The organism is Vreelandella rituensis, assembly GCF_003336665.1.
Lineage (GTDB): Bacteria > Pseudomonadota > Gammaproteobacteria > Pseudomonadales > Halomonadaceae > Vreelandella > Vreelandella rituensis.
The window spans coordinates 24,899-50,764 of sequence record NZ_QPIJ01000012.1 but is presented as its reverse complement, the minus strand read 5'-3'; the positions used below and the strand labels follow the sequence as shown (position 1 = coordinate 50,764).

Genomic DNA, 25,866 nt, shown 5'->3' with positions numbered 1-25,866 from the left:
CGGTAACCGGCAGGGGGCTTTTTGCGTTGCGACCGAGTCAGCGCCGCTTGGGTAGCGCGTTATTCAAGGAAGTTCTTCCTCGGCGTCTTCGTCTTCTTTCTTCGCCGGGATCAAGTCTTCGCGCTTGAGTTTGAGCGGCAGGAGCAGCGCACCGGAGATATAGATCGACGAGAAGGTGCCTACCACTACACCGATGATAAGCGCGATGGAGAAGTGATAGATCATGTCGCCGCCCAGTATCAGCAATGCCAGCAGTACCAGCAGGGTGGTGCCGGATGTCGCCAGGGTGCGTGACAGGGTGGCGTTGATCGCTTCATTGAAAATGGCCGGCATGTCATTCAGAAGAGACTTGCGAATGGTCTCGCGAATCCGGTCATACACCACGATGGTGTCATTCAATGAATAGCCGATCACTGCCAATAGGGCGGCCAGTACGGTGAGGTCGAAATCAAGCCGAAACAGCGAAAAGACACCCAGCACGATAATCACATCGTGTAGCAGCGCCAACAGCGCGCCGATGGCGAATTTGTACTGGAAACGCAGCGCCACATAGAGCATTACCACGCCCAGGGCGACAAGCATGCCCAGCCCGCTCTGGTCGCGTAGCTGGTCGCCGACCTGGGCGCCGACAAACTCGGCCCGAATCAACTCTACCGCTGCCCCGTCGTCACGCAACAGGTTGACGACCTGATTGCCGACTTCCGGGTCGAAGGCTTGCTGCAAACGAATCAACACCTCGGTGGAGGCGCCGAACGTTTGTACCGAGACATCCTGAAAGCCGGTGTTTTCGAGTAGCTGGCGGATGGCATCCAGTGAAGGCGCGACCGCGAAGCGGACTTCCACCAAGGTGCCGCCGGTGAAGTCCAGCCCCAGGCTCAGTTGCTGAAAGAGAATAGACAATATCGAGACGCTGAGCAGTATCGCCGAGACGATAAACGCCAGGCGGCGTTTGCCCATGAAGTCGAGTTGTCGATGCGTTATGGGTTTCATTACCACCTCTTAAATCCAGAGCTTCTTCACCGGCTTGGTGCCGTAAAGCAAGTTGACCATGGCGCGGGTGACCAGCAGGGCGGTGAACATCGACGAGATAATGCCCAGCGAGAGCGTTACCGCGAAGCCCTTGACCGGCCCGGTGCCGATCGAAAATAGAATCACCGCCACCAGCAGCGTGGTGATGTTGGCATCCAGAATCGAGGTGAAGGCACGCTCGTAACCGGCATGAATGGCCTGCTGTATCGAGAGGCCGTTACGCAGTTCTTCGCGTATCCGTTCAAATATCAATACATTGGCATCCACCGCCATGCCCAGGGTCAATACGATACCCGCAATCCCCGGAAGCGTGAGTGTGGCACCCAGCATCGACATGGCCGCCACCAGCAGCGTCAGGTTCAGCGCCAGGGCGACATTGGCGATTATCCCGAATACCTTGTAGCGAATCAGCATGAACGCGACCACCAGCAACAGGCCGACGATCACCGACATCAAACCGCGTTCGATATTTTCCTGCCCAAGGCTCGGGCCGATGGTGCGTTCCTGGACAAAGTAGATCGGCGCGGCCAGTGAGCCGGAACGCAGCAATAGCGCCAGTTCCCCCGCCTCGGTGGGGGAGTCCAGCCCGGTGATACGGAAACTGTTGCCCAGCGCACTTTGGATGGTGGCCAGACTGATCAGGCCACGTTCCACGTAGGGGTCACGCACCACGGTTTCTTCACCGTCTTCCATGACCACCCGGTCTTCGGTCTTGTGCTCGATGAACAGCACCGCCATGTTGCGCCCGATATTGGTGCGAGTGGCGCGATTCATCAGGGTGCCACCGGTGCCGTCCAGGTTGATGTTGACCTGGGGGCGGCCATTTTCATCGAAGCTATGACTGGCGCTGGAGACGCTGTCCCCGGTGATGATCACATCGCGCATCAGTTCAGCGGTGCGCGAAGGCTCATTGCGAAAACTGAGGGTTTCGGTTTCGGTGCTGGGTGTGTCCGGGCGGGCTTCCAGGCGGAATTCCAGGTTAGCCGTAGCGCCGACGATGCGCTTGGCGGCGACGGTATCCTGCACACCGGGAAGCTCCACCACGATGCGATCCGGTCCTTGACGCTGTACCAGTGGTTCGGATACGCCCAGCTCATTCACCCGGTTACGCAGAGTGGTCAAGTTCTGGTTGATGGCGTAATCCTGGATTTCGTTGATGGACTGCTCCGTCAACGTCATTACCAGGCTGGCACTACGGTCCTCACCGGGACTTTCATAATCGAAGTCGGGAAATTCCCGGCTGATCAGGCGCCGCGCGGCATCGCGATCTTCGCTGCTGGCAAAGTCGAACGATAGGCGACGCTCGTCGATTTCAGTGTTGCGGTAGCGTATACGTTCGCTGCGCAGTATTTCACGCATGGCACTGGCGTTGACTTCCAGGCGCTGCGTGAGAGCGGCTTCCATATCCACTTCGAGCAAGAAGTGCACGCCGCCACGTAGGTCGAGGCCCAGAGTCATCGGTGAAGCGGACAGTGCCTGGAGCCAGCCCGGCGTGGCTTCGGCGAGGTTAAGCGCCACCGTGGCATCTTGTTCCAGTATATCGCTGAGTATGTCGCGCGCTTCAAGCTGGTCGTCGGGATGTCTCAGGCGGATTAACCATTGACCGTTCTGCTCTTCGAGAGACTTGATCTGGATATCGGCATCGGTCAATGCATTTTCGATCTGCGTGATACGGCGTTCATCCAGCGCGAGGTCGCTGCTGATTTGTACCGCAGGGTCTTCGGGGTACAGATTGGGAAGCGAATAGATCAGCCCGGTCACCAGAATGACCAGAATCAGCAGATACTTCCACAGGGGGTAACGGTTGAGCATGCAAGCCCTGCCTTCAATAACGGACGGAACGTTGCACGTCGCTTATGCGACGTGCAACGGAAGGTCACCATCTCAGACCATTTCCACCCCTGCCGGGGTGGCTGGCACTAGGTTCGGCAGGGGGGAAGAGGTGTTTAGATGGACTTGATGGTGCCTTTGGGCAATACGGCGGCCACGGCATTTTTCTGCACGTTGACTTCGGTGCCCTCGGCGATTTCCAGCGTAATGAACTCATCGCCCACCTTGGTGACACGGCCCACAACACCACCGCCGATAACGATTTCATCGCCTTTGGCCAAACCACTGATCAGCTGCTTGTGTTGCTTGGCCCGCTTGGCCTGGGGGCGCCACAGCAGGAAGTAGAAGATCGCCACGAAACCGACCAGCATGACAATTTGCGCAATGCCGCCGCCGCCGGGGGCATCCTGGGCAAGGGCTGGGGAAATGAAGAAATCCAGCATTGAAACGAGCTCCTGATTGAGGGAATGAAATAGTGCGATAAAGTGAGTGGCTGTGGTCAATTCGGGGCGGGGGGCACAGGCATGCCGCGCCGAGCGTAGAAGCCTTCCACGAAGTTCGTCAATGTACCCGCTTCGATAGCCGCGCGCAAATCAGCCATGACGCGTTGATAGTAGCGCAAATTGTGAACGGTATTGAGCATCGAACCGAGCATTTCGTTGCAGCGGTCCAGATGATGGAGGTAGGCACGGGAAAAATGCTTGCAGGTATGGCAGTCGCATCCTTCTTCAAGTGGCCGCGTATCAAAGCGATGCTTGGCATTGCGAATCTTGACAGTGCCTTCAGCGGTGAACAAGTGACCATTGCGGGCGTTGCGTGTCGGCATGACGCAATCGAACATGTCGATACCACGCCGCACACCTTCCACCAGGTCTTCGGGCTTGCCCACGCCCATCAGGTAGCGCGGCATTTCGTCGGGCATCCAGTCGGGCAAATAGTCGAGCACCTTGATCATTTCTTCCTTGGGCTCGCCCACGGAAAGCCCGCCAATCGCCAGGCCGTCAAAGCCAATCTCGAGAAGGCCTTTCAGCGAGCGCTCACGCAGCTCAGGATGCATGCCGCCCTGGATGATGCCGAACAGCGCGGAAGGCGAGTTTCCATGCGCATCGTATGAGCGCTTGGCCCAGCGTAGCGAAAGCTCCATCGACTTTTCCGCTTCATCGAATGTCGCCGGGTAGGGCGTGCATTCGTCGAAGATCATCACTACATCCGACCCCAGGGAGCGTTGTACGGACATCGACTCTTCCGGCCCCATGAATACCTTGGCACCATCCACCGGTGAGCGAAAATGAACACCTTGCTCGGTGATCTTGCGCGTTTCTCCCAGGGAAAAGACCTGAAAACCGCCGGAATCGGTCAGAATCGGTTTGTCCCACTGAGCGAAGTCATGCAAGTCGCCGTGGGCTTCGATGACCTCGGTGCCGGGCCGCAACCAGAGATGAAAGGTGTTGCCGAGAATGATCTCCGCGCCAATCTCTTTCACTGAGTCAGGCGTCATGCCTTTGACGGTACCGTAAGTGCCAACCGGCATGAATGCCGGGGTTTCCACGGTGCCGCGCGGAAAGTGCAGGCGGCCGCGACGTGCACGGCCATCGTCGGCCAGACGCTCGAAGCGCATAAAACAATCATTTCGCATGGGGGTCTCTTGCCCTCTAGGACTAAAAGGGTCGTTAAAAGAAAAACGTTAAAAAAGGATCGTTAAAATCTGGAAAAAGCGCTTGTAAAACGTTCAGCGGCGACTAAGAAACATGGCATCACCATAACTGAAGAAGGCGTAGCGCTTGGCGACGGCTTCCCGGTAAGCGGCCATCATGCTGTCGTAACCGCTAAAGGCGGCCACCAGCATCAATAAGGTGGATTCAGGCAGGTGAAAGTTGGTGATCAGAGCATCCACGCAGCGCCATTCATAACCCGGATAAATGAAAATATCGGTATCGCCACTATAAGGCGCTATATTCCCATCCAGGCTTTTCAGGCAGGCACTTTCCAGGCAACGCACGCTGGTGGTGCCCACGGCGACCACGCGCTTGCCACCTGCCTGAGCAGCTCTCACCTGGCGGCAGGCGTCTTCGTTCACTTCGATCCATTCGCTGTGCATGTGATGCTGGGTAATGTCATCGGCGCGCACCGGCTGGAAGGTGCCGGCCCCTACGTGCAACGTGACGAAAGCGCTTTCGATGCCTTTTTCCTTCAACGCATCGAGCAGCGGCTGATCGAAATGCAACCCGGCGGTGGGAGCGGCCACGGCACCATCGCGCCTTGCATAGACGGTCTGGTAACGCTCACGGTCGCTGAGTTCATCCTCGCGGGTAATATAAGGCGGCAACGGCATGTGGCCGTGGCGCTCCAGCAGGTCGATCAACGGCGTCTCGCCCAAAAAGCGCAGCTCGAACAGCGCTTCTTGGCGGCCCTCCACGATGGCATGGATATCGCCTTCGAAAATCAGCTCGGTCCCCGGCTTGGGCGACTTGCTCGAACGGATATGCGCAAGCCCTCGATGCGCATCCAGCGGGCGTTCAAGCAACATTTCCACCTTGCCGCCACTGGCCTTGTGGCCGTGCAGGCGCGCGGGGATCACGCGGGTGTCGTTGAACACCAGCAAGTCGCCCGGCGCCAGCAATTCCAACAGGTCGGGAAAGCGCCGATGGGCCAGCTCGCCCGAAGGGCCGTCCACACATAAAAGGCGACAGTCACTGCGGCTCTCGGAGGGATAGCGGGCAATCAGCTCCTCGGGAAGCGGGTAATCGAAATCGGCACGCTGCATGAAAAAAGGGACTCTTGGAATGAATCGGGCGGCATAGGATAGCGATTAACCTCGCCAAAGTCAGCATTTGTGATTGACCTCTCCGGCTGCCTACGTATAATACGCAACCGTTGCCGGTGTGGCGGAATTGGTAGACGCAGCGGATTCAAAATCCGCCGCTGGAAACAGTGTGTCGGTTCGAGTCCGACCACCGGCACCAATATTTCAAAATCAGACGCTTATGCGTCTTTTTTTGTGCCTGAAATTCCTGTTTTCCCCTTTCTGAATATCTGAATCTGTCCACTTTTTGTTCATCTCGATTTTCAGCGCATACTTGTAGCCTCTGAAAAGTTCAGAGCGGATTCTGACAAGGAGCGGATTAAGCTTTCTGTTTGTTGTTCCAGAGTTGCCTGTATAGCTTGAAATGGATAGGCGTACGCATGTGGGGCCGTTGGTGATAATGAGGGCTCTTCTTGTTTAGGCCAAGTTGGGGGTGTGCGCCATGCTTCGTAGCCTACTGCTGTGTATCCTGCTCGTGCTATCGCTCAGCACAGTGGAGGCGGAGGATGTCCGAGCCGGTCGGGTAGTGGGTCTCGCAACAACCATGACGGCATGGGTGGCTGCGCATACCGACTACGCTGCGCCTGAGCCGCCACCCGTCGAGTTCCAAGATCAGGAGACCCTTCGGCAACGCTGTTATCCGGGTTTCGCCTCGCATCAGGTACCGCTGATTCGTGGTATCTACGACCCGGAGAATCCAATCATTTACTTGGACAGTGACTGTGACCTCGATAATCTCGTTGACGCCAGCTATCTCCTGCACGAGGTCGTTCACCATGTCCAACTCGCCAACAATGCCCACCTGCAGGTGCAATGTCGCGACCAACTTGAGGGAGAAGCGGTGACGCTCCAGGCCCTATGGTTAAAGGAAAAAGGTATCTCCGAACCGCTGGAAGCGCTCGGTATCGACGAGCGCACTCTGCGCATTATTGGCTCGTGTCAGCGCTAAGGGCTAGCTGTTTGGTCTCACAAAAAGGCTCAACCAACCCTGCTGGGCGAGATCGGTGAGCCCCTGCCCGCTTGAATTTCAGCCAAAGCGTTTATCTGTTGTTTGTCGGAACAGGTCTCTCGGACTGAATGGTTAGTCGTCGCCTTTGTGCATGCTCAAGATCCAGTCGACCAGTTGCTCGGCCTCTTCCTCGCTCACTTCAGCGCGTTCACCGGCTTCCGGCATGGCAGCAGATCCCCAATGCGCTTCGCCTCCAGTCAGTATGACTTCGACCAGATAGCTCTTCATCTCAGTTCCTGAGTATTTTGCCGCGATGCTGCTGAAACCAGGCGCCCTCGGTGTATCGTCCTTTCTGGCATGGCAGCTCAGGCACTGTTTCTCCTCCGCCAGTTGTTGCATGTCAGCATGCATGTCTGCCGATGCCGAGAAAGAACCCAAGAAAACTCCACTTAATGCCAATGTAATCAATGCTGTTTTCATGTCTTTATCCTCACCTTGCCAAACAGGGTCAGCGGTTATTGTTTGATAGTACCAAACCGCATTGCATTACCACCTATTGAAACTTAGACCAGTCCTATGACCCCTTCAATAAAAAGGCCGCCCATTTTTGGGCGGCTTATAGGGCTGAGAAAAGAATGGTCATGGCTGCTGCCCACTATCGTATAGCGAGGCAGCCAAACACATCGTTAGATATGGGTAAAAATAAAATTACTTATTCAAATCTGATATTTGCCTTGTCTGACCGTCGCTTGTCGACATTCGGATAGAGTCTAAAACCCTTTCTGCAGCATAAAAGTTTTATACGTCAATTGCTGAAATTCACGATCAAGGAGTACCAGACCCGTCAACGAACAAATCAGTAACGAGAGGGCGTACCCATAGCCGTAGAAAGCGGCTCCTAGATACTGACTGATTATCGTGAGAACCAGGTTAGAGACGACAAAAAGCAGACAAAGCCATAGTGCAAGCCTAAGTTTGTCGAGATAGAACAGCACGTTGAGGATCGCCATGAATAGCACCTGGATGCCGACGGCGACGATGTCGATGTTGAACAGCGGCACGTAGTAGGGCGAGAACCCCAGCCACGCGATCAGTGTGGGGCCAACCAGAATCAGCGAGGCCACGGTGATGCCCTGGATCTTGAAGATGTCGTAGATGCCCTGACGAACGCTATCCACCATGCGCCCGAGCAAATGGTCGATATGCTCGAGCGTTCCGCCATCGCGCACGGCGTCGTAGTAGGCGGTACAGCGTTCGGCGAAGTCGGTTTCCATGCGCACCAGAAAGACTGCCATGCCAGGCAGGATCGACAGGTAGGCGAGGAAGATGGGCAGGTCGTAGATCGGTGAGGCACGTAGCGGACCGATGATGGCCTCAGAGGTATTGGGGTTGTACCAGAACACCAGCTTGTCGACCCAAATGCCGAGGTTGTAGAACAGGCCGCTCAGCATCAGTGAGCGGTGGGTCTGGCTGGCGCGCCGCAGGTCGAAGGCAAAGATACGCTCGCCGGGATGGTCGCGCAGCACCATGAACAGCAGGGTATACAGCAATAGCGCCTGACCGAGGATGAATCCACCGAGCAATCCCTCCAGGGCGAAGCGACGCAGTAGCAGGCCCAGCACCAGGGTGGCTCCGTAGCCGAGAAAGAATGCCAGCAGTACCTGGCGGTAGGACTTCATGCCTGACACGAAGACCGTGATACACCAGATATTGCATAGCAGGACAAAGCCGATCAGCATCTCGATGCGATAGATCAGTGAAGTGCCATTGAACAGCAGGAGGAGGATACCCAGGCCCAGCACACCGGCTATTGCGTTGATGCCAGTCAACAAGCCGATTAGGTTGGGCAGAATGACCTGATTTCTGTGCTCGAAAAGCCGGTCCGCCACGAAGCGGGTGAATAGCAGCTGGACCAGGCCGGTCAGGACGAGTGAGCCGGCCACTAGATAGGTTACCGAAACCAGGAACTGGGTCACATGGCGTGCCTCGCCCTGGGCGCTGCCCACCGATAGCAGACCCAACGCCATCACGGCCAGGATCGACAGCACCCAAGGCCCCGAGCTGATCACCCCGGCATAACCGTAGGCATGCAACAGCCCGAAATAGCTTTCCTTGCGTAAGAGTTTACGAAGCTCGAATCCGATGCCGGCCATCGCCTGTCTCCTTGGGGATAGTTGGGCGAACGCTCTGTTCGGCCTGGGTCTCCTGGTACATCCGGCGATAGCGCTCAAGCATCAACTGCTCCGTATATTGCGCTTCCACGCGTTCGATACCGGCATCGCGTGAGGTCTGCCAGGCCTTGGCATCACTCAGTAGGGAGTACATGGCATGGGACATGGCGCTGGGGTCGGCAATGGGTACTGTAAGGCCCGCCGCGCCCTCTTTTGCTGGGCTACTAGAGGCCTGGGTGCTCGCAGTGCGAGGGGCGCCATGCACCAATTCGTAACAGGAGCCAACATCGGTGCACACGACAGGTAAACCGGCGGCCATGGCTTCGAGAACCACCAATGGCTGCGCCTCGCTGATCGACGTGAGCACGACCAGGCGAGCCTGCGCCATGATGTCCTCGGTGCGTTGAAAGCCCAAAAATTTTACCTTGTCGGTCAGCTTGAATTGCTCCACCAGGTCACGGCACTCCTGGGCATACTGGCGATCTTCCGTGTCTGGGCCGACGATCCAGCCTTCGGCTTCGGGTAACTGCATGCACAATTGACGCATGGCACGGATGAAGGTTTTGATGTCCTTGATTGGCGTGACGCGCCCGAGCAGTACAACGATGGGGCGCGTGTTAGCTGCGGTTTGCCCGCGCAAAGGACGAAATCGTTCGATACGGATCCCGTTGGGAATGACCAGGGTGCGCTCAGGTCGGGCGCCGTCAGCGATTTGGCGTTCCCGATTGCCGTCGTAGAGTGTGGTGATCGGATTGGCGGCGGAGTAGGCCAGCCGGCCGAGGCCACTGAAGAAACGTATCCACAGGTTGCGGATGTAGCCGGTATCGTGGCGGAACCCGTGAGTTAGCACATCGTCATGGCTCTTGATCCAGGACGCTTCGACAAGATCGATCTTGCGCTCCTTGGTATAGATGCCGTGTTCGGTAACGATGAAGGGACAGTCGTGAATGTGGTGCGCCAGCGCCCCCAGAAAGCCGGCATAACCGGTAGAAATGGCGTGTAGGCAGCGGCTGGGAGGCAGTTGCTGGGCGATACGCGCGAGCAGGAAGATCGGCGAATGCATGTTGCGCACCGACCAGAAGTAATCGACGAAAGACGGGTCGGAATAATAGCGGCGGTAATAATTGACGATCTGCTGCCACGCCTGCCGGCTGTAAAGGAAATCTTCGTGGGATATACCATTTTTCTTGCCCAATAGCCGGGCCATGGCACACAGGGGTTCTTTGGCGTCTTGTTGTTGTGGGGTACGGAAATAGTCATGCAGGGCATCACTGGCCCTGAACGCCGCCGGGTTACCTTCATGCTGTGCAGGAGCACTGTTGTCGTCTTTCGCCTGCATCAAATAGTGGCATTCCAAATGCACGATGTTGGAGGGAAGCTCATAGAGAATGCCGTCATAGTTATCTTCACGGCTACCCAGAAACACCACTGCAAAGCGCAGTTCCGGCAGACCACGAATCAACTGGTCGATCCAGCCGGCCACTCCTCCGCGCACCATCGGATAGGTTCCTTCAAGCAATAGCGTGACATCAGCAGGGACGTCACTTTTTTCTAATCTAGGCCAGCTCATTGCCAGTACTCCACGATGGAACCTAGGGGCGGTTGTGTGGCCGCGTCTTTGCTCAAGCGTCGTAACTCTACAGACACTTCTGCAAAGCGCCGGCGAAGAAAGGCGAGTTCGGCCCGTTGCGGTGCCAAATCATCATCGCTCAATCCAAGTCGCTCACAATGATCAAAGGCGACCTGAGCGGCATCATAATGACCTTGCTTGCGACAGATACGGCCTCGCAGCAGCCAGCGCTGTGCGGTGGGCCGACAGGCAATGGCCTGATCGATATGTTCCAGAGCGCAGTCAAGTAAATGCTTGACCGTGCTGCCCTGGGCGAGGCCAAGGTAGCCGTAGTCCCAGTACAGCTCGGCCAGCGCCTCGGAGCGATGGCCATGAGAATCGGCAACACTAGCGGCTTCCATTTCCTGAATTCGGCTATCAAGTTCCCGCTCGGTGGTATTGAGCATGGCGTAGGCCAACAGACGAACTTCATCGTTTACGTCGGTCAACCCTTGCTGCAGCAAGGGAATGGCTTGACGGTGAGGCAGGTGACGGCAGGCAGTAATGGCGTCCTGGCGCTGCCTTGGGTCGTCGAAGTGGGCTAGTACTGCCGCCAGGCCATCCCGCATGACGGCACTTTCAGGGGCTGCTGACAAGACAGGGCGGAAGGGCAGGTCGGGTCTTTCCAACGGGGCCCACTCAGAGGCGCGTCGGATGCGCGCAAGGTAAAGTCCCGGCAGGAGCGCAACCAGCATGCCAAGCACACCTAGACCCGGAAGAAATAGAATACTGCTACCAATAAAGGCCAGGGCACCCGGCTTAGGGTATCGATAACGTTCGGGCAGCAAGAAATAAATGCCTGGTGTCAATAACGAAGTAGCCAGCCCATGCAGGATGAGCGCTACTTCAGCCGATAGGTTGACGGCGTTATGCAACGCCATTGTTTCGCAGACTAACCCCAGCCCAAGACAGGCCAGTGCCAGCAAACTACGCCAAGCCATGCTGACTTTCCTGTTGACTGTGGCCTCGCAATAGCGTGCTGGCAGGCAGTGTGCCGTCGATCAACTGGTACTTGAAGACAAAGTCGCCGTCAGTGGCATTGGTGCTGTAGCGTTCTTGCAGGAGGGTAGCCAAGCGCTGACAGTAAGGCTTGGCGCCCTGTTTATTGGTAAGGGGCAGCAGAATATGTATGCGCTGAGAACCGGTGTTATCAGCCTGCACCCAGCTGGCATCAAGAACGCGTAACTGATCGTATGCCAGTGCATGGATTTTCCTGAGTAGTTCATCGGAAGTATGCTCGGACAGCTTCAAGGTGATTAGCAAGGAATGAACCTTGTAGCGTTGAGCGTGCCTGATCCAGCGTTTGAGCAAGGCGATAAATTGTTCACGGGCAGTCTTTTCATTGGCTGACTGACGCTCGCAAGCGGTATGAATAAGATCCCCCAAGCTTGCTCCGAGTACCGATAGGAGGTGCAATTGGCCACGGTGGTAATCGATGAAAGGCATCTCGGTAATGGTCACAATGGCCCAGATCCGGTCATTCACGTCGATCAGCGGCACCACTGCCAGCAGGATGTCCTGATCCTCGTTAACACCCCGGGTCATTTCGCTTTTCAAGCAGATCATGTGATGCTGCTGCAGGCAGGCGCGAATCATGGCGTGACCGGGGGAGACGGGAGTCGCTGGAGTACCACCATAGGTTTCCAGAGGGTCAGAGCCTAGCCTGCCGTCGTCTTCCACGCGGTACAGGGCGCTTTGCTGCACTTTGCCGTGGACGCCAAAAAAAGCCAGAATCTCCCCCGCATATCGCTTAAGAAAATCCTCCGTCGGTGCCAGCTGAGGGAAGCGCTCGGCGAGCTGCAACAAGGAGTCGCGTAGGGTATGCGGTGTAGCAGCGAGACGCTCGGCCAATTGATCGTGGGAGACCCGCAGCAGGTGGTAGTGGCGTACGAACTCCTCGAGCCGGGTCGCTTGGGCGGTATTCATGATTCCCATCTGCATCAGACGCCGTTGCCAGATGTCGGCAAACTCGCCGGCGATCATGCCAATAAGAATGATACCGGCCGCATAGGGCACGGGGAGGGGCGTTTCCGGTATCGCGAGCCACCCCTGCGACACGACTATCATCAGCGCGACGGTAACCAGCGCACTGGAGAATCCGTACACGAAGCCATAGCGGATACCGGCGAGCAGCGGCGCGATGATCAACCAGGTAAAGTCGCTGTCGAGAAACAGCGGATCTTGCCGGTGAAACATCCAACCGATAACCGGCAGGGTCAGGGTCAGCAGTGCGCTTTCCAGTACGCGAGTACGCCTGGGCGGCGGTTGGTAACGAATGTCGTCTATCTGTGTGGCCATGCTTGCCTCACTTCTGAACCGGCAGGTCACCGATCATGTCAGCCATCAATTTCTGTGCGGTACCGCTGGCGGTGCTGTAACCCCAGCCGGTGCGTGCGCCCGAGGCACTCCACAGGGTGTCGCCGGAGGCGATATCCACCACCCTGAGGCTGATGCCCACCGCGGGTTCACCATCCAGTCCAGCCTTGTATTGCCACTCCTCGACCGCGCCGGTGACGCCGTAGCGGTAACCCTCGGAACGAGCCGAGTCCAGCGCTTCCTGATAGATGCTGTCGGCGTTGAAATCCAGCAGGCCCCCCGACTCGGATGGTGCGTAACGGCCCAGCGAAGCGATGCCTTGGCTATGCAGCAGCGTCGCCAGGATCGATTCCGCCCGCTGGCCTGCCAGAGGCGTTTCCGCATAGTTGGCTATCGGCAGCTGGATCCAGCGAGCCTGGGCCTGAAGCGCATCGCCGCGATGCACATCGGTGACGGCACAGCCGGACAGCAGCACCAGCGTCAGTAACATGGCCAGCACCTGCGCGCGCCCTAGTTGAACCTGCGCGCGCCCTGGTTGAAACAGTCGTTGTAGCTTGGTCATCGTCATCACTTTCTCCCCTGCGTGTCTTCACGCGTTGTTGCACCCTCAGGTTCGCTAGGCACTAGCGTCCCAGAAAAAACTGATACTTGAGCATGGCGTTAAAGGTGTTCGAGCGAGCGGCATCGCCGCTCTGATTCACCCCCAGATGTAGGCTGAGCTCATCGCTACCGAATAGCCGTGTGCCGATACTGAGATTGGCGTTCATGCCGAACTGGTTGTCGGGCATGACGTAGCCGGCATCCAGGTCGAGGCTATAGCGCGGTGAGGCGACAAGCGGGTAGGGGCTACCCGGTTCGCCACGCGACAGCGAAATCCCCGCACCGACGAAGGAATAGCGTTCGGGCACCAGGGCATCCATTCGGGTATCTGCCGGGACGCGCGAGGCGACATCAGCGGGTAGCTGGCTGGCCAGCGTATTGTGCTCGGTGCTGCCCAGCAGTCGCACCAGCACCTGGCGAGTGGCCCCGCTTATCAGGGCGTGGGTAAGATCGGCCTCCAGGCGATAGCCGTCGGCGAGCTTGTTGCGCGACTCCCGAGAATGGAATTCGGTATAGGCGCCACTCAGCCTGGCGGAATCTCGCGCGGTGAGGCGCCAGTCGAGGGTGGCGCCGAGCTGGTCGCGGACGCCCAGCGCACGTAGCAGATCGGTTTCCTCGCTCAGGGCGTTGTAGTCGGCGAACAGCGAGCCGCCCAGGCGGGTCGTGAATTGCCATTCCTGTTGGCCACTTAGTTGGAAGGCGGTCTCGGCCTGGGTGTCGAGGGCGCCCAGCGTGACGCTGGTCTGGCCGCGTCGTTGGCGCCGCGCCAGGCTCAGGCGGGCGAAGCGCTCGTCCTGGAGGCCGTCGATCTCGGCGTAAATGCCGCTGTCGCTCAAGCGTCGCTGACCCAGCTCGAGGGTCGTGGAGAGTCGCTCATCGCTGAACTGCAGAAGGGTGCTACTAGAGATGATGTCGATATCGCCGACCTGTGCCGTTTCCAGCTGAACGCCGGCGCGATTGGGCATCTCGTTGGTCAGTTCGGCCGCCCGTCTCAGGTACCCCGTTTCTTCGTCGCTGTGGTCGAGAGCCAGGGACAGCGCCTGTTCCCGATGGCCGAGCCGGTTCAGCGCTTCGATACGATCTCCGGTGGAGAGATTGCCACCGGCCTGGGAGCTCAGTAGACGCTGCAGGGCGGCGTGATCGTTACGCTGCATGGCGACTGCCAGCTGTTGCCATTGTGGTGTGGATTGGCGCTGCCACTGGGCGCGCAGGTGCCAATAGCGGGCATAGGCCGGTTGCTGCTGGGCCATGTAGCTGTCGAACAACCAGGCGCTGTCTTCACTGCCGAGCGTATCGTGGGTCATGACGGCCTGCAGCCAGTCGCGGCTGCTGTCGGGACCCTGTAGCGACGTCTGCACGGCGATAACGCGGGCCTGCTCGCGTTTGCGTTCGGGCGACAGCTGAGAGGCGTCCTGCAATTCGGCTTGCAGCCTCGGGCGCAGCTCGAGCAGGGCATGGCGACGTAAGCGTAGCGCTGAATCGTGATGCCGTACCCGGCTGAGTGCATCGGCGTAATCCAGCATCAGCAGGTAATTATCGGGCGCCGCGCGCAGCGCAAGGTCGTACCAGTGCAAGGCTTGTCGGCTGTCGCCCAGCTGGCTGTAACCGGCGGCGAAGGCGGCCAGCAAGTCGGCATCGCCCGGGGCGCTTGAGCCCCACTGGGATAGATAGCGACGTAGCTCTAGATCACGCTGATTCTGCACTAGCGTATAGATGAGGGCGGCGCGCAGGCCGGTATTTCCGGGTGCCAGGGCCAGCGCCTTCAAGTAGGCCTGGCGTGCACCGTCGATATCATGGAGGGCGAGCCGTTGCTCGGCGTAGATCCACCAGTAGTCGGCCGAGTCGGCGAAGCGGGCACGATCGTGCCGGGTCATCTCGAACAGCTCGTGGATCATGTCGGTGCGCTGTTGGCGCTGTGCCGCGTCCAGCATCTGGATCACGGTGTCGGGCTGACGACGCGCCTGCCAGTCTTCCCGAACGACCTGCATGGCCATTTCGATGTTGCCGGATTCGGCCATGCTTTGAATCAGGCGCGGATAATACTCTTCGTCTAGAGTGCCGGCACGGTAGAGCTGCTGATAGGCGTCGCTGCTCGACTCGACATCGAACATGTGCCAAGACAGTTCGCCGAGCATGTTCCAGTAGTCTTGGGTTGTGTCGTCGTTGCTCGCCGGGGGTTGTTCCAATATCTGCAACGTGGCCAGGGCTTCGGGCAGTTGCCAGAGCTTGGTTTGCAGGCGGCTGCGGGCATAGGTTTCCTGCACATCATTGCCGAAGTGATTCGCGATGCGCTGCCAGCTGGCGAGCGCGGCCTCGAGCTCGCCGGTCTGCTCCTGCCATGTCGCCATGCGTACCCAGAGGTCACGCGTCGTCGGGCCGCTGTCAATCCATTCTTGAATCTGAGCAATGGCCCTTTCGGGTTCGCCCAGATCGTAATACAGGTCGACGAGCAGGCGGCGCTGGCGGTCATCGAGAGGCTGGCGGTTACCAATACGGACCAGGGCAGTCAATGTGGTTTGGCGGTCATTGAGGCTTTGGGCAATATCGATGACCTGGGTGTCATAATAAGGATCCCCATTCAGGGTCGCCAGATATTCGTAGCTTTTCAGTGCCGCCTGAGGCTGTCCGGCCCAGCGCTGGGCCTGGGCCAGCCGCTGGCGGTAATCGACATTAGCGGGATTGGCTTCAACCAGCTGGGTCAGGATGGTCGCCGCCTCTTGTACAAGTCCCAAGGCGAAGGCAATGTTGACATGGCGCTCTTGGGCTTGGCTCTCTTGTGGGTTGAGACGCAGGTAGTTACTGGACCATGTCATTGCCTGTTCGGCTTCATCGAGAGCCAGGGCGATCTGGATCGCGACATCCAGGATCTCCGTATCCTGGGGGTAATACTCCACATATTCTCGGACGTAGGTCATGGTGTCAGGGGTCAGGCTCTGGCGCGCTGCCTGTAGAGCGGCTAGCGCCGCATTACGACGGCGTGATGCAGCGGACGTGTCGACGGCGGCGTGAGCGGAAGGTATGAGCCATCCGATCAGGCCTAGGTCCGGTGGCTCTGCTTCTGCTTCTACAGCATCGAAGGCGTCACGCCAGGCCTTCGCCGAGCGCTCGGGATCACCGGCCTTGAGCCACCATTCACCGGCGAGCGATAGCCAGTGGTAGCGGTTGTCCGGATCCTGTTCGGCGAGGCGTTCGAAATATGAAGCCGCTTCGGCGGGTTGGCCGGCCGCCAGGGCAATATTGGCATGGCGTTCCAATGCCTGCAGATCGTCGGTCCTGCCTTCAAGATAACGATGAGACCATTCCAACGCCTGCAGGGGCTGGTTCTGCGCCAGCGCAATCCTGATGCCAATGTTCAGAAACTCGGGGTCGCTCGGGTAATGAGTAATGAATCGCCGCGCATACTCCAATGCGCTTGCTCCCTGGCTCTGCTGGGCGGCATTCAATGCTGCTAGTGCGGCGTCGCGGCGGCTGTCGCTCTGAGCCAAAGCGGAGGGGATGAACCAGTGCAACAGACTGGCTTGGGGTTGAGCCTCTGCGGCCTCGAAAGCGCCATGCCAGGCTTTTGCCGAGCGCTCGGGGTAGCCTGCCTTGAGCCACCACTGGCCGGCCAGGGATAGCCACTGGTAACGGTTGGTGGGGTCTTGAGTGGCCAAGTGTTCATATAGCTTTGCGGCCTGGGCCGGTTCGCCTAATGCCAGCCAGTACATGGCCAGGGAGGCAATGGTATCCAGCGGCAGATCGGGAATCGCCTGGACCTGCTGTAGGCGCAAGGAGAGGTCGTCGTGGTACTGGGAGCGACGCGCATCGTCCTCGGTAAGGGCGATGTAGCCTTGCCAGTCCAGTTCCAGCAGGAGCCGCTGAACGCCGAGGGTCGGGTCATCGGCCAGCGGGGCGAGCAGTTGACGGGCTTCTTCGATCTCGCCCACCTGGGCAAGTTTCGTGGCCAGACTGAAGCGCAGTTCACGATTGTCCGGGTTGGCCTGCAGCATCGTCCTGGAGTAGAAAATCGATACGCTGCTGGGCGTAGCGTCGCTGCTATTGCCCAGGGTCAGAAGCTGGCTCGCCGGAAAAAGCAGCACCAGGGCCAGAATCAGGACCAACGCAAGAAAGCGTAATGTCATGGCGGGCATTAGCCGCTTGGGCGAGATTTCCCAGGCATCGTGCGTTGGTTTATTGCTCACAGTTCACCTCGATGGGTCCAGATTCGCTAGCACGGTAGCGCAGCAGGAGCCCTCCGGCGTTCGTCTGGCTGCGCTGGGCCTGAGGAGCCATCACGCGACAGGCACCGATACCACCGAGTTCGACTTCCAGCGGCACCTGCGAAGCGACCAGTTGCAGGCGCAGATGGCCGTTTCGGTCGCGCTGCCACTGAGTGACGCGTCCGTTGGCACGCCTAAGATGCGCGGTGCGCGGGACCTGAGGCGACAGGTGCAGTGTGGCCTGGTCATCGCCACTCAACGCAACGTAGCGGCCCTGGTCAATCTCCCTGACACCCACGACACCTTGGGAGCGCTGCATGTCGGGCCAGCCCATGGCGCGCGGCAGGCGCAAGGTGCGTGTCTGGGTCGCGCCGCGGATCTGCCAGCCGCCATCCAGTCGCCGGGCGATGCCGAGGTCATACCAGTTCTGGGCGATCTCGCTGTAGGTGCTGGCAAATACAGGCAGGGTCTGTTGGGTAAGCACATAGCGGTACACATCGTCGAGTGCATTGAGCGCCGCCGGGCTTGCCGCCGAATAGAAGTGGTAATAGATGTCGATGGGCTTCAGACGACGCGGCGTGTCAGTCAGCTTGTAGGTCTCGATGACGCGCCGGTAACCCCATAGCGGTCCCGTCATGTCGTTGGTATAGACGTTCTCATTGATCTGGGGGGCGTAAACCTGCAGGTAATCACCCAGAGGGCGCAGCATCGGCGAGACGTTGAGCAAGGTGGGATTGTCGTTGTTGACGAAGGTGTTGCCGCCATTGATATTCTTCAGCCCGATACGCTCGGCGATCGCCAGCGCCTTCTCGGGGGGCACTGCATCGCCGGTCCAGAGAACGGTGGTGGTCTGTTTGCCGGGAGGGGCCAGGCGCTCGTTGATATACCGGGTCGTGCCGGCGATTTCGCGCTCGAGGGAGAAGTGATAATTCTCGATGGGCAGGTTGTAGTTGAAGCCCGCCTTGGTTTTCCCTTGGCCGGCGAGATCGCCTTCTTCGAGTTTCAGCCAGTCGAAGGGATGGCTATGGGTGTGGGTGGCGATTTCTACCCAGGGCAGGCGAAAGATGGCCCTGGCCAGGGGTTCCAGCTGGTTGCTAAGCTCGGGATACATGCCGTCGGGGCCGATTTCACCTTCGATGATGGAGACCGTGGTGGGCACGCGGTACTTCTGAAAAATTTCCTCGAGCAGGATCTCTGCGGTGAACGGGGCGCCCGGGAAGTCACCCCGGCTGACAAAGGCGTCACCATCGACCTGAGTCATCCAGTAGCGTGAGCCGTTCTCGGTAGTGGCATCAGCAATTGGCATGACAGGCAACTGCAGCGCCTGCTGAAGGAAGGCGAAGGGGTCGAGAATCCAGCGCATTTGCTCCGGCATGGCTTGCTGTATGATCCAGGGAAAGGCAGCCACCCCGCCCCAGGGGGCGGTCAGTATGGGCACGAACTCGCTACCCTTGCCGTCACGCAGGGTCAGGTGGGCCTGCAAGTCGTCATTTAACAGGCTGAAGCCGGCCTGATAGCGGGGAGGGCTGGAAGGCATGCCTTCAAAGCCCAGCATGGCGTCCTGATTCACCACCACCAGGCCTTGCGGTTCGACCGGTGAAACGTCACGAATACCCAGATACCTCCCCAGCGAACCGGACATCTCGACCCCCGGCTCGCCGAAGATGGCGATACGCAGTCCGGCTTCCAACTGCCCCAGCAACCACTTCTCATAGCGCTCACCCTGAGCGAGACCATCCTCGAACCAGCTGACCACGCCTGCATAGCGACCATGCAGAAGATCGGATGGCAGCGGCTCGTTGATATCCTGATAGACCGCGCCGTAGCCGAGGTACTCCAGCGGCATGGCGATATAACGGTGAGCGTAGGAGGAACTCATGTCGTTATCTTCGGTGCGGGACTTGTCATAAAGGATCAATGCCTTGCGTGGCAGAGGTTCGATCAGGCCCACGCCCATCTGGTTGAGCTCCGGGGTGCTGACCCAGGGGATGAAGCCTGCCTCGGCAATCCGCCGGGCATTGGCCCGCGCCTTGTCACGCTCGTTGGGCGGCACGTAATCGATGGCGATGAGCGGCAGCTGATAGCGGTCGCGGATGCGCTCAAATTGGTCGAGCAGATAGGCCTGATGGTCCTCGGGCACCTCGCCGTAACGCCGTGTGCTCGGGTCCCAGCGCTGATAGAGCGATTCGGCGGCTACGCCAACCACGTCCTCGTGCACGTGATCCATGACCTCGAAACCGCGGTTGAGAATCAACTTGATGCCGGGGAAGGTCTGGCGGATCTGCCTGATCAAGCCGACCAGGGCATCCTGCTGTTCAGTTGCAGCAGCTTCTTCCTTGGCAAACAGGCGATAGCTATCGAGGGTATCCAGGAATAAGCCCCTATAGCCGGCCTGCCAGAGCGGACGAATGCGATCCTCGATGATGTAGTCGGCCCATTCCGGCTGAGTCAGGTCGGCCACGGCGCTGTTCCAGTGCTCGTTTCTGGCCACGAGCACGGAGTGGGGGACTTCTTCAGCCTGGCTTCGCCAAGCTTCGACTTCGCCCAGGCTCACGTAGGCGAAGGCTTGGGTACCGTGGCGTTGCAGACGGGAAAACTGTGTTTGTGACAGGTTGGCTGATTCGACTACAGCCCAGTCGAACTGACCAAGCATGTCGACGGGCATTTCGTTGCCATAATAAAAGGCCACGCTCGGAGATTGGGGAGCGGCGAGCAACGAGGCACTCGACGACCACAAAAGAACGCATAGCACTAAATTGATAATATACTTGGTCATCACACTTCCCCACTGTCACAAACGGCGTTATACAAGCAATAAGGCATGTTTTTTATCGTCAGGCAGCTATCGAAGTTGTTTGTATCAAGTCTGCAATCTAGGCTGCATGCGTTTCACTGGTTGCGGTATACAATGCCTTGAGCCCTTCGTTGAGTGTCCATTGAGGCTGGATGTCAAGCCAGGCACGGGAGCGCTGTGTATCGCCCTGTGAATCACGGATATCTTCGTCACGACTTGGTAAATGAACTGCCGGAAGGTAGTTGCCAGTCACGCCGTGCAGCAGGCTCAGTAGCGCCAGCAGATCGACTCGATTTCCGGTAGCCACGTTACAGACGCCTTGGTGAGAGCTGGTCAGCGCGGCGATATTGGCTCGAGCGACGTCCTTGACGAAGATGAAATCACGCGTTTGTCTGCCGTCGCCAAAAACGGTAGGGGAGGTTTTCCTTATCAGGCAGTCGAAGAACTTCGATATAACACCGGCATAAGGAGACTTTGGGTCTTGTCGCGGACCGAATACATTAAAGTAACGCAGTCCGAGGCTAGGCAGGCCATATAGGGTGTGGAACAACGCAGCATACTGTTCGTCTACCCATTTTTCTAAGCCGTAAGGTGAAAGGGGGCAAACTGTCGATGTTTCCGCAATCGGTAAATGACGAGGGTTGCCATAGACAGCGGCTGATGAGGCGTAAACTAACTTATTTACTCCCGCTTCGTGTGCAGCCTGCATGACATTGATGCATCCCAATATATTCTGTTGGGCCGAGCTCGATGGATCTTCAACTGAGCGAACAACAGATACCTGCGCAGCAAGATGCAAACAGTAGGAGGCGCCCTGCATGGCGTCTTTTACAGCCTGAAGATCACAGACGTCCCCTTTAATGAAAGTTAAACCATCATGGTGGGGAAGGTTGGTGAGTTTGCCTGTGGATAGGTTATCGAGAACGCAGACGTTATATCCACTCGCTAGCAATTGTTCGACACTATGCGAGCCGATGAAACCAGCGCCACCTGTTACGAGTACTCGCTTGCTAGCCTTGCTCATATTTAAACATCCCTGTGATTCAGTTGGCCGCATAACTTTTGTTACAGTTTTTTACTTAACCTGATAGATGCCTTAACGATACCTCGGTATCTGCTGAAGTACATCACTAAATATCACTCCAGCAGATATGAATTTTTTAGTTAATTAAAAACAGTAAATATGTTTAATTAAATTAAAATAGTATTATTTAATAATAGTTATTTTTTATTAAGTTTCTAATTACCTGATCAAGATGGTTGAAAGTAAAATCCCTGGTTTTTGGAGGTGTTCTTGGTGTTAAGTTACTGATTTATATTAATTTTATTTGTATCGCTGAAGTTGTCTAGATGAACAGGAAATTACTGGAATAGAGTCGAGTTGAATTTCTAGATATACGCAATGAACGTTCCATCAGGTTCATTTTTATAATCATTTCCATGTGTAGCGTACGCAGTGCAGAACGTAACATAAAGTTTACGCTGTTCTGCGCTTGGTATTCGTGAGGGTGGTATGGCTGCCCTGCCGTGAATGCGATGAGAAGCTGGACAGGTGATATGGAAGCCAAAAAATTCTCAGAAAGATGCCAAAAGCCCAGGAACTACTGCGGTTGGTCTATGAATCCAGAGACATTTTAGTTGCGCTTTAGTCGTAGATTTTTGCCTTGGGAATATTGGTAATGCCAGGGTTTTCTCAGTATTCGCACGGATTTACCTGTTAACAAAAATTGGTCTTACCATTGGCTGGCAAGGGGTTGCGTTGAATGTTTCGATTGGCCAGTTTGAGGCTTTTCGTTAACTTTAATTGTGGAAGCGTTTTCCAGTGCTCATGAAATTTCCATCAGCCCAGCACGGAGATTCACTTCTACTGTGCGGTAACCCCAAGGGGGAAGCGCACATCCCGATGGTCTACGGACGATAACAACAAGATTTAGCCGCCACTTGCTATCTATTGTATTGAGGGCGTGCTTTTCCATTAGGAGTCTCTGTCATGCCAAACGACAAGAAACCGTCAGACATTTCCGTTTCAGACATTTCCGTCAACAACACCACAAACCCTCTCGACGCAATCAAGACCCCCAGCCGACGTAATTTCCTCAAGACCGCGGCTATCGGCTCCGCTGCTGCAGTCGCCGCGCCTTGGATTGGCAATGTGCAGGCGCAGGAGGGAATTCGGATTCGAATGCAATCTTCCTGGCAGCCAGGCACCACGGGGTATCGGATATTCGAGAAGTGGGCGGCCGGTGTTGCCGAAGCCACGGGCGGTGAAGTACGTATCGAGCCGTTCCCGGCCGGGGCTGTGGCCGGTGCTTTCGAGGTTGCCGATGCGGTTCGCAACGGGGTGCTGGATGGGCAGAACTGGTTCACGGTCTACTGGCCCGGCAAGATGCCGGCAGGGGTGTTCCTGACCGCTTATCCGATGGGACTTTCGGTGCCGCATCAATGGGACATTATGTTCGGGGCTTACGGTGGTTTCGGTATTGCCAAGGACCTTTATCGCAAACAGGGTCAGGAACTGTTGGGCTACGTTCACCATGACCTCAACCTGATTCACTCCAAGGTGCCGTTGCGCAGCTTTGATGATTTCAAGGGCATCAAGATCCGCATGCCGGGCGGCATCGTGGCCGAGACGTTTGCCGCCATCGGGGCGCGTACCACGCTGCTGCCGGGCTCCGAAGTCTATCCAGCGTTGGAAAAGGGCACCATCGATGCCGCCGACTATACCGGGGCGGCGGTGAACTATGAGCTAGGCTTCTGGCAAGTGGCCGACTACATCATCATGGGGCCGCCTTCGACGCCTTGCCTGCACCAGGCCGTCGACCTCATGGACATTTCCGTCAACCGTCGCATCTTCGAGCGGATGTCGCCTCAGACCCAGGATCTGATGCACGATCTGGTGGCGGCTTATTCGCGCGAACATTACGCCGCCATTCAGAAAGCCAACGCTGAAGCATGGCCCAAATACCGCGAGAAGGGCGTGGAGATCATTCACCTCTCGGAAGAGGATGCCACTCGCTTCCGCGAAGCGGCTATTCCCCTGTGGTTCAAGTGGGCCAACAAGGATCCCGATGCCGCGCGGCTTTTCAAAGCCCATCTGGACACCATGATGGACCCGGCGGTGGGGCTGATAACGGAAGAGGACATCCAGGGTTACCAGCTGAACGCCTGACCTGCCGAGAGCTTATGCCGGAACCCATGAATGTTGCCATCTGCGGGTGGCAACGTTTGTGTCTAACCCGACCCAATCGAGCATCCCCTCGGTTCGTTGATCCGTGGTTATTGCCAACAGGCGATGGCCTCTCGGAGGAGTGTCCATGAATCTTGAGATCAATTTCGTCTTGCCGCATTGGCTCTACTGGTCGGTGCTGATATTTCTTCCTTTGGTGGTGATGTTTTTCGTCGAGCGAAGCTTTCGCCGCGGAGAAACCGTCAGCGGAAGCGATACGCCCGAAGTTCTGGTAACCGATACCGGCTACAAGGCGCCGGGTAATTTCTTCACTACCGGTATCGACGGTATTTCCGGTTTCTTCGGACGTTACGTCGCTTACTGGTCATTGATTGCGCCTTTTGTCTTCGCTTATGAAGTATTGATGCGCTATGCGTTCAACTCGCCGACCAATTGGGCGCATGAGTCGATGACATTGATGTTCGGCATGCAGTACCTCTTGGCGGGGGCCTTTGCCCTGCGCGAAGGTGGGCATGTACGAGTGGACATCCTGTACAGCCGGGCCAAGCCCTTGAACAAAACGGCACTGGATCTGCTGACCTCGGTGTTCTTTTTCATCTTCACGATTGCCTTGTTGACGACGGGTTGGAAGTTTTTCTCCCAGTCGGTCAGTGATGCCTATTTCTTTGGGTCGAGCTATTCCAATGAAGTGTCTTTCACGGAATGGGCCGTGCAGTACTACCCAGTGAAATTCATGCTGTTCTTCGGGGGCTTGTTGCTGTTGCTCCAGGGTATTGCACAATTGATCCGAGATATTCAGGCCTTCTTTCACCACCGCAAGCTGCATGAGGGCAGCCAGACCTTTGCCAATGTCCTGGTAATCAGTGGGGTGATCATTGCCGTCTGGACCTTGTTCGAAATGGTCAATATTGCGGTGACTGACTATGAAAGCTTGGCGCTGAGCCTGGAAAACAGCCTCTCGAACGTAGGTATCGGCGGCCTGACGTTGGTGATGTTCGGCACGCTGATGGTGGTTCTGGTGGCTGGGCTGCCTTTGGCCTTCGTCACCGGCGGGCTGGGGGTGTGCTTCCTGTATTTGGTGGGTGACCAGAACATGCTTAACCTGATGCCGTCGCGCATCTTTCCCATGATGACCAACTATCAGTTATCGGCGATTCCGCTGTTCATCTTCATGGCCACGGTGCTGGAAAAGGCCGGCATCATCGAAGAGCTGTTTGATGTGGTCTACAAATGGATGGGCGGTCTCAAGGCGGGTCTGGCGATTGCCACTATCGTCGCTTCCACGCTGCTGGCGGCGATGGTCGGGGTGATCGGCGCCGCCGTGGTGACCATGGGGCTGATCGCGTTGCCGGCGATGCTCAAACGCCATTACGACCCGGAAATCGCGATTGGTTCGATCATGGCGGGGGGCACCTTGGGAATTTTGATTCCGCCTTCCATTCTGGCCATCATTTATGGCGTCATCGCCCAGCAGTCGGTGGGTGAGCTTTACCTGGGCTCGCTGATTCCCGGTCTGATGCTGGCGGGCATGTATGGTTTCTATGTATGGATGCGTGGCACGTTGAACCCGAAGCTGGCTCCGCCCATGCCGGTGGAAGATCGGGTGAGCATGACCGAAAAGCTGCGTCTGCTGCGTAACATGCTGGCACCGATCATTCTGGTGATGTTGGTGCTGGGAATCATCTTTACCGGGATTGCTACCCCGGTGGAAGCGGCGGGTATCGGCACCTTCGGTGCGCTGGTGGTAGCGGCGCTGCATAGGCGTCTCACCTGGCCTAACCTGCATGCCGCTTGCATGACCACCCTGGTGGCCACGGCCATGGTGATGTGGATTATCTTTGGGGCGAGTATCTTCGTGGGTTTCTATATCCTGCAGGGTGGCCAGACATTCGTTCAGGAACTGATCTCCGGCGCGGGCCTGAGTCCCTACATGGTGCTGGCGTTGATGATGGTGCTGTTGGTGGCGCTGGGCATGTTCCTCGATTGGGTGGGTATCCTGCTGTTGGCGGTGCCTATCTTCGTTCCACTGATCCAGGGGCTGAACTTCGATGGCCTGTTCGGAATGTCGGGTGTGGAACCGATGAATGTGTCGCTGTGGTTCGGTGTCATTTATCTGGTCAACATGCAGATGTCGTTTCTCAGCCCGCCGTTCGGCTATGCGCTGTTCTATATCAAGGGAGTATGCCCGCCGCACATCACCATGGCGCAGATTTTCCGTTCCTCTTTTCCCTTCCTGGGCATTCAGGCACTGGGGCTGTTCCTGGTAATAGTATTCCCCAGCCTGGTCACGTGGTTGCCTAATCTCGTGTATCGCTGATCCATCCTGTCCACTGTGAAAAACGCCCGTTTTGCGGGCGTTTTGGTTGTTCAGCGAGATAA

At 57.3% G+C, this 25,866-nt stretch carries 17 protein-coding genes and 1 tRNA gene; 4 read left to right on the top strand and 14 right to left on the bottom strand.

All coding sequences use genetic code 11. From position 1 onward, the window contains the following. Positions 1-63: 63 nt before the first annotated feature. The 5 genes from secF to queA form a co-directional block, all read right to left on the bottom strand. Positions 64-990, bottom strand: a complete 927-nt coding sequence (secF, locus tag DU506_RS07355; RefSeq protein WP_114486286.1) for a protein translocase subunit SecF — start codon at positions 988-990, stop codon at positions 64-66. Between the two features lie 9 nt (positions 991-999). Continuing rightward, positions 1,000-2,841: a protein translocase subunit SecD gene (gene secD, locus DU506_RS07350; protein WP_114486285.1), complete on the bottom strand. Its 1,842-nt coding sequence runs from the start codon at positions 2,839-2,841 to the stop codon at positions 1,000-1,002. Between the two features lie 134 nt (positions 2,842-2,975). Next, positions 2,976-3,302, bottom strand: coding sequence for a preprotein translocase subunit YajC (yajC, locus tag DU506_RS07345; protein ID WP_114486284.1), 327 nt, complete (start codon positions 3,300-3,302; stop codon positions 2,976-2,978). 56 nt (positions 3,303-3,358) lie between these two features. Beyond that, the gene (gene tgt / locus DU506_RS07340) at positions 3,359-4,477 is read right to left on the bottom strand and encodes a tRNA guanosine(34) transglycosylase Tgt (RefSeq protein ID WP_114486330.1); all 1,119 of its coding nucleotides are present in this window, start codon (positions 4,475-4,477) and stop codon (positions 3,359-3,361) included. Positions 4,478-4,588: 111 nt separating this feature from the next. Further along, entirely contained in the window at positions 4,589-5,623 is a 1,035-nt protein-coding gene (gene queA / locus DU506_RS07335) for a tRNA preQ1(34) S-adenosylmethionine ribosyltransferase-isomerase QueA (protein WP_114486283.1), read from the bottom strand. Between the two features lie 112 nt (positions 5,624-5,735). Between queA and DU506_RS07330 the strand changes: the two genes are divergently transcribed. Both DU506_RS07330 and DU506_RS07325 read left to right on the top strand, forming a co-directional pair. After that, positions 5,736-5,822 (top strand) — tRNA-Leu (locus DU506_RS07330). Positions 5,823-6,104: 282 nt separating this feature from the next. Next, a complete protein-coding gene (locus DU506_RS07325; RefSeq protein ID WP_114486282.1) occupies positions 6,105-6,611 on the top strand; it encodes a DUF6647 family protein in 507 nt (168 codons plus the stop codon). Positions 6,612-6,743: 132 nt separating this feature from the next. Here the strand turns inward: DU506_RS07325 and DU506_RS07320 are convergent, their stop codons facing one another. The 9 genes from DU506_RS07320 to DU506_RS07280 all read right to left on the bottom strand — a co-directional run bounded on the left by DU506_RS07320 (position 6,744) and on the right by DU506_RS07280 (position 21,324). Beyond that, on the bottom strand, positions 6,744-7,091 hold the full coding sequence (locus tag DU506_RS07320; RefSeq protein ID WP_220254317.1) for a c-type cytochrome: 348 nt from the start codon (positions 7,089-7,091) through the stop codon (positions 6,744-6,746). 290 nt (positions 7,092-7,381) lie between these two features. Further along, positions 7,382-8,764, bottom strand: coding sequence for an exopolysaccharide Pel transporter PelG (pelG, locus tag DU506_RS07315; protein WP_114486281.1), 1,383 nt, complete (start codon positions 8,762-8,764; stop codon positions 7,382-7,384). Next, a complete protein-coding gene (gene pelF, locus DU506_RS07310) occupies positions 8,736-10,352 on the bottom strand; it encodes a GT4 family glycosyltransferase PelF (protein WP_114486280.1) in 1,617 nt (538 codons plus the stop codon). Before pelF ends, pelG begins: the two co-directional genes overlap by 29 nt. Then, positions 10,349-11,332, bottom strand: a complete 984-nt coding sequence (locus DU506_RS07305) for a HEAT repeat domain-containing protein (RefSeq protein WP_114486279.1) — start codon at positions 11,330-11,332, stop codon at positions 10,349-10,351. The genes pelF and DU506_RS07305 overlap by 4 nt, the downstream gene beginning before the upstream one ends. Beyond that, positions 11,319-12,689: a PelD GGDEF domain-containing protein gene (locus DU506_RS07300; RefSeq protein WP_114486278.1), complete on the bottom strand. Its 1,371-nt coding sequence runs from the start codon at positions 12,687-12,689 to the stop codon at positions 11,319-11,321. The genes DU506_RS07305 and DU506_RS07300 overlap by 14 nt, the downstream gene beginning before the upstream one ends. A gap of 7 nt (positions 12,690-12,696) precedes the next feature. Then, entirely contained in the window at positions 12,697-13,275 is a 579-nt protein-coding gene (locus DU506_RS07295; protein WP_235825472.1) for a hypothetical protein, read from the bottom strand. 55 nt (positions 13,276-13,330) lie between these two features. Continuing rightward, on the bottom strand, positions 13,331-17,488 hold the full coding sequence (locus tag DU506_RS07290) for a tetratricopeptide repeat protein (protein ID WP_114486277.1): 4,158 nt from the start codon (positions 17,486-17,488) through the stop codon (positions 13,331-13,333). Beyond that, a complete protein-coding gene (locus DU506_RS07285; protein ID WP_114486276.1) occupies positions 17,478-20,282 on the bottom strand; it encodes a bifunctional glycoside hydrolase/polysaccharide deacetylase family protein in 2,805 nt (934 codons plus the stop codon). Before DU506_RS07285 ends, DU506_RS07290 begins: the two co-directional genes overlap by 11 nt. A 97-nt stretch (positions 20,283-20,379) precedes the next feature. Continuing rightward, positions 20,380-21,324: an NAD-dependent epimerase/dehydratase family protein gene (locus DU506_RS07280; protein ID WP_114486275.1), complete on the bottom strand. Its 945-nt coding sequence runs from the start codon at positions 21,322-21,324 to the stop codon at positions 20,380-20,382. A gap of 966 nt (positions 21,325-22,290) precedes the next feature. Between DU506_RS07280 and dctP the strand changes: the two genes are divergently transcribed. Further along, positions 22,291-23,469 carry a TRAP transporter substrate-binding protein DctP gene (gene dctP, locus DU506_RS07275; protein ID WP_235825471.1) on the top strand — a complete coding sequence of 393 codons (1,179 nt, stop codon included), beginning with the start codon at positions 22,291-22,293 and terminating at the stop codon, positions 23,467-23,469. A 145-nt stretch (positions 23,470-23,614) separates the two neighbouring features. Next, positions 23,615-25,804 (top strand): TRAP transporter large permease subunit, encoded by a 2,190-nt coding sequence (locus DU506_RS07270; protein WP_114486274.1) that lies wholly within the window; start codon positions 23,615-23,617, stop codon positions 25,802-25,804. Positions 25,805-25,866: the final 62 nt, after the last annotated feature.